Source organism: Pedobacter sp., assembly GCF_041662865.1.
Taxonomy (GTDB): domain Bacteria; phylum Bacteroidota; class Bacteroidia; order Sphingobacteriales; family Sphingobacteriaceae; genus Pedobacter.
Genome location: NZ_JBAZRL010000086.1, coordinates 1 through 5,863 on the forward strand (window position 1 = coordinate 1; position 5,863 = coordinate 5,863).

General features: G+C 36.7%; 5 protein-coding genes. All 5 read left to right on the plus strand.

Annotation, left to right across the window (positions count from 1 at the left end):
• Positions 1–2,130 (plus strand): glutamate synthase-related protein (locus WC622_RS16175; protein WP_372820729.1); only part of this gene is annotated, 2,130 nt, incomplete at its 5' end.
• 1 nt (position 2,131) lies between these two features.
• Positions 2,132–3,598, plus strand: a complete 1,467-nt coding sequence (locus WC622_RS16180; RefSeq protein ID WP_372820730.1) for a glutamate synthase subunit beta — start codon at positions 2,132–2,134, stop codon at positions 3,596–3,598.
• Positions 3,599–3,957: 359 nt separating this feature from the next.
• Positions 3,958–4,497, plus strand: a complete 540-nt coding sequence (locus WC622_RS16185; RefSeq protein WP_372820731.1) for a hypothetical protein — start codon at positions 3,958–3,960, stop codon at positions 4,495–4,497.
• Positions 4,498–4,902: 405 nt separating this feature from the next.
• Complete coding sequence (locus WC622_RS16190; RefSeq protein ID WP_372820732.1) at positions 4,903–5,523, plus strand: (2Fe-2S)-binding protein; 621 nt, start codon at positions 4,903–4,905, stop codon at positions 5,521–5,523.
• On the plus strand, positions 5,520–5,863 hold a 344-nt coding region (locus tag WC622_RS16195), incomplete at its 3' end, for a xanthine dehydrogenase family protein subunit M (RefSeq protein WP_372820733.1). The genes WC622_RS16190 and WC622_RS16195, both read left to right, overlap by 4 nt.

Here is a 5,863-nt window from a genome sequence, read left to right on the forward strand (position 1 = left end):
GAACCAGTTTTAACTACTGGTGGAACTTATAAATGGAGAAGACGCGGAGAAAAACATTTGTTCAATCCAGAAACCATCCACTTATTACAAAATGCGACCAGAAGAAATGATTATACGACGTTTAAGAAATATTCCAAGCTAATTAATGAGCAAACTCAGCAAGCCTATACTATTCGTGGCTTATTAGAATTCAATTATAATCGCCCTGCAATAGGATTAGAAGAAGTAGAATCAACCGAATCTATCTTAAAGAGATTTGCTACTGGAGCGATGTCATTTGGCTCGATATCACACGAAGCACATTCAACTTTAGCTATTGCCATGAACCGCATCGGCGGAAAAAGTAATACAGGTGAGGGTGGTGAAGATGAAATGCGTTATCAAAAAATGGCCAATGGCGATTCAATGCGTTCGGCAATTAAACAAATCGCTTCGGCTCGTTTTGGGGTAACTAGTTATTATTTAACCAATGCCGATGAGTTACAGATTAAAATGGCTCAAGGTGCAAAACCTGGAGAAGGTGGACAGTTACCAGGTCACAAAGTAGACGATTGGATTGCAAAAGTTCGTCACGCTACACCAGGAGTGGGTTTAATTTCTCCGCCACCACACCATGATATTTATTCTATTGAAGATTTAGCACAGCTAATTTTTGATTTAAAAAATGCAAATAGAGCGGCTAGGATTAACGTAAAACTGGTTTCTAAAGCTGGTGTAGGTACAATTGCAGCAGGTGTTGCTAAGGCACATGCCGATGTAATTTTAGTTTCTGGTTACGATGGTGGAACTGGTGCATCACCGTTAACTTCTATTCAACATGCAGGTTTACCTTGGGAATTAGGGTTAGCAGAAGCACACCAAACTTTGGTGAAAAACAGATTAAGAAGTAGAGTCGTGGTACAAACCGATGGGCAATTAAAAACCGGACGTGATATTGCTATTGCAGCTTTATTAGGTGCAGAAGAATGGGGAGTAGCAACAGCGGCATTAGTAACTTCTGGTTGTATTATGATGCGTAAATGTCATTTAAATACCTGCCCAGTTGGTGTGGCCACACAAGATCCAGAATTAAGAAAATTATTTACTGGTGATGCTGATCATGTGGTTAATTTATTCCATTTCTTAGCAGAAGAACTACGTGAAATCATGGCAGAGCTTGGTTTCAGAACTGTAAATGAAATGATTGGTCAGTCGCAAATGCTTAAAACCAGAGAAATTGCTGACGGAGATTGGAAATTGAAATATGTAAACTTAGCTCCAATATTGTACAAAGAACCTGATAATGGTTTACCATTATATCAAACTGAGTTTCAAGATCATGGATTAGAAAGTGTTTTAGATCATCAATTAATTGAAAAGGCACAGCCTGCTATTTTATATAACGAACCAGTTTTTGCCAATTTCGATGTAAAAAATACCGATAGAGCAATTGGAACAATGCTTTCAAATGAGATTTCTAAAGTTCATAAAGGGGTTGGACTACCTGCAGATACGATCAACTTTAAATGCTTCGGATCTGCTGGACAAAGTTTTGGTGCATTTGCTGCGAAAGGCCTAACATTAACTCTAGAAGGCGAAGGAAATGATTATGTAGGTAAGGGATTATCGGGCGCTAAACTCGTAATTTACCCTTTTAGTGATATAAATTATATACCAGAACAAAATATTATCATAGGTAACGTAGCATTATATGGAGCAACTTCTGGAGAATTATATGTACGTGGGAAAGCAGGTGAACGTTTTGCTGTTCGTAATTCTGGCGCAACCACAGTTGTAGAAGGTGTTGGTGATCATGGTTGTGAGTACATGACGGGTGGAGAAGTGCTAGTAATTGGAGATACAGGTAGTAATTTCGCAGCGGGTATGAGCGGTGGTATTGCATGGATTTACGATGTAAGTAAAACTTTTGCAAATAAGTGTAATCCAGAAATGGTTGATTTAGATCCACTAGATGTAGAAGATGAAGAAAGAATTCAAACTTTATTAAAAAATCATATTCGATTAACCAGCAGTAGAGTTGCAGAATTCATCTTAAGTGATTGGGAAAATCAATCCGCACATTTCGTAAAGGTATTCCCTAAAGAGTACAAAGCAGTTTTATTAAAACGTCAACAAGTTAAAATCAATTAAGATGGGAAAAGTTACAGGATTTTTGGAGTACGAAAGAGTTTCGCCTACCAGACAACAACCTAGCGAACGCCTAGAACATTATAATGAATTTTTAAATCCACTTCCTGCCGAGCAATTAAATCATCAAGCTGCTCGTTGTATGGATTGTGGTGTGCCTTTTTGCCAATCTGGTTGCCCTTTAGGTAATGTAATACCAGAATTTAACGATGCAGTTTACAAAGGCGAATGGTTAACTGCTGCAGAGATTTTATTGAGCACCAATAATTTCCCTGAATTTACAGGCAGAATTTGTCCAGCACCATGCGAAAGCGCATGTGTATTGGGCATCAATAAATCTCCAGTTTCTATCGAGGAAATTGAAAAACACATTATCGAAATCGCTTTCGATAAAGGTTACATCAAAGCCAGTGCGCCATTAATAAGAACTGGTAAAAAAGTAGCTATAATTGGCTCTGGGCCTGCAGGTTTAGCCGCTGCAGCTCAACTGAATAAAGCTGGTCATGAGGTGGTGGTTTTTGAACGTGATGATGTGCCAGGTGGTTTATTAAGATATGGTATTCCAGATTTTAAACTGCAAAAAGATGTGGTAGAGCGTCGAATAAAATTAATGGAGGAAGAAGGTATTGAGTTTAAATGCAATGCCAACGTTGGTGAGAATGTAGAGTTAAGTACGTTACTAAGAGATTATCAAGCTTTAGTTTTAGCAGGTGGTTCAACTATTCCAAGAGATTTAAACTTGCCAGGAAGAGAATTAGAAGGCATTTATCCAGCTATGGACTTCTTAAAACAACAAAATAAACGTGTTAGTGGAAGAAAAGTTGATGGAAAAGAACTAATTGCCACAGGAAAAAATGTAATTGTAATTGGTGGCGGTGATACAGGTTCTGATTGCATCGGAACATCCAACCGTCATGGTGCAAAATCGGTTACACAGTTTGAAATTATGCCAATGCCGCCTCAAAGCAGAACAGAACACATGCCTTGGCCGCAATATCCAATGTTATTGAAAGTTACTTCATCTCACGAAGAAGGTGCACATAGAAATTGGGCAGTAAATACTCAAAAATTCAATGCAGATGAGAATGGTAATCTGAAATCGTTAAGTGTAATTGAAGTGCAGTGGGAAATTGATGCAAATGGAAGAGCTTTAGGCTTTAAAGAAATTCCAGGTACTGAAAAAGAATATCCTTGTGAATTGGTTTTATTAGCGATGGGTTTCTTACATCCTCAAAAACAGGGATTAGTAGAAAAACTAGGCGTAGAGCTTGATGAACGTGGAAATGTAAAAGCAATTGAAGGAAATTTCCAAACGAATATTCCTAAAGTCTTTGCCGCTGGAGATATGCGTAGAGGTCAATCTTTGGTAGTTTGGGCCATTTCTGAAGGTAGAGAAACCGCTAGAAAAGTTGATGAATATTTAATGGGCTATAGCAAATTGCCTTCAAAAGATGCGGTTGCTTATGCTTAATTAAACATGTCATCCTGAGCTTGTCGAAGGATTATTACCACATAGGCACATAGAAGACATAGTTTTCACACACCTAGTTTGTCATTCAGAGCGCAGCGAAGAATCTGTCTAGTAAATCTCTTGAGAGATTCCTCGCAAGCTCGGAATGACAAAAGTTTATAGCCGCCGATGCGCAGATTTTTATCTGAGTGTTTGTGGTTTTTTTCTGTCTCATCGTCATTTCGATAGGACTTGTACCGATTTTACATCGGTAGCGCAGCGACGAGAAATCTCTTCTTTATAGTTCAATATCAATTTTTTAAAGGTTGTTTTATAAAAAACATTTTATAATCTTAAATTTATGTTTGTAATAATTAATTATGGATTATACATTAGATAGCTTGTCAGCTTTAGAGATAGAATTATATTATTCGTTGCCTGATGATAAACATTTTGATGAGTTAAATGAAGAACTTGAGGCCAATGGAACTTTTGCTAAGAATAGAAAAATTCATGAAGATTATCTTGAATTATTTAACTCTGTCTCAGATTCAGCAATTAAATATGAAGCGCTAAAAAGAATAATTTTCTTAAACTGGTATTCACTAATAGAACCAGATTATTTTACTGGAATTAGTAATTTGAATGAGAAAGTTATCTATAAATCTTATTCAATTATAAATGATTACATAAAAAATGAAAAACTAGATGAAGAATTGAATTGGATGATGAAATTTTATTCTAGCTGGGATTGGGCTATTTTAAATTTTTCTGAAAACAGACTTCCATACTTGACAAAGTTTGTAAAAGCAGTTGATACTTCAATTTCAAGTTATCCTAAACAAAAACTTCCACAAGGTACTATGAGAAACAGGGGGCAGATGGGGCTCTATTGGATTAGTATGCAAGTTGAAGTATAAAAGTAATTTATAATAAACTCTGAAGAAACCAAGCCTTCCAAAAAAACTACTGTCTTTGTAATATAAACCTTATTGAAGCGGCATCCTTTTTGGCCGTCATCCTGAGCTTGTCGAAGGGCAGCCGAAAAGATACAGCGGAAAGAAGGGCTGCATAAGTCAAAAGCTACTGACATTGTTTTTCTAGTTATTTATTTACTCTTGTAAATTAGATTCTTCGCTGCGCTCTGAATGACAAAACTAGAAAGATTGCTTCACTCCACTACACATCCTCACGCTTCGGTTCGCAATGACGAATCGTTTATTGGGTTGTAAATAGACTCCTTCTAAATTATCAAAACCTAGTAAAACAAATTTTGTTATTGCGATATTAGAAAAATATCCCAATCGCATATTTAATTGTTTCCTATGTCTGAAATTGACACTAACCCATCTGGTGATACTCGCCGTGATTTCTTAAAGAAAACTTCACTTTTTACTGCACTATCTTTAACGCCACTAACGGTTTTAAAAGCTGCAGATCAGAAAGTTGATGAACGTTTTGCAGAACTCTTCGAGAAAATTCCATTAAACTTAAAAGTCAACAATAAACCGTATGCTTTAAAAGTAGAACCTAGAGTTACCTTGTTAGATTTATTAAGAGAACAATTACACTTAACAGGAACAAAAAAGGGTTGTGATCATGGACAATGTGGTGCTTGTACCGTTCATGTGGATGGTGTTCGCGTAAATTCTTGTTTGAGCTTAGCAGTAATGAACGAGGGTAAAAGCATTACTACAATTGAAGGTTTAGCAAAAGGTGATGAATTACATCCAATGCAGGCAGCTTTTATTAAACACGATGGTTTTCAATGCGGTTATTGCACACCTGGACAAATTATGAGCGCTGTTGCTTGTGTACGCGAAGGCCATGCAAATTCAAAAGATGAAATTAGAGAGTACATGAGTGGAAACATCTGTCGTTGTGGCGCTTACCCAAACATAGTTGATGCCATACAAGAAGTTAAAGAAGGAGGAAAAGCGATATGATTAATTTCCAATTCGTAAGAACTTCAGTAATTAAAACTGCGTTAAGTTTAATAGGTAAAGATCCAAAAGCAACATTTATTGCTGGAGGTACAAATTTGGTTGATTTAATGAAAAGAGGAGTTACTGCTCCAGAAAAATTAATCGACATTAATCATTTGCCTTTAAAACAAATTGAGTTAAAAAATAACGTTTTACATATCGGTGCTTTAGTTTCTAATTCGGCATTGGCCGAAAATGCTTTAGTAAAAGATAAGTTTCCATTGTTGATGTCGGCTTTGCAGGCTGGGGCATCAGCACAGTTAAGTAATGTTGCTACAGTTGGAGGGAACATGATGCAACG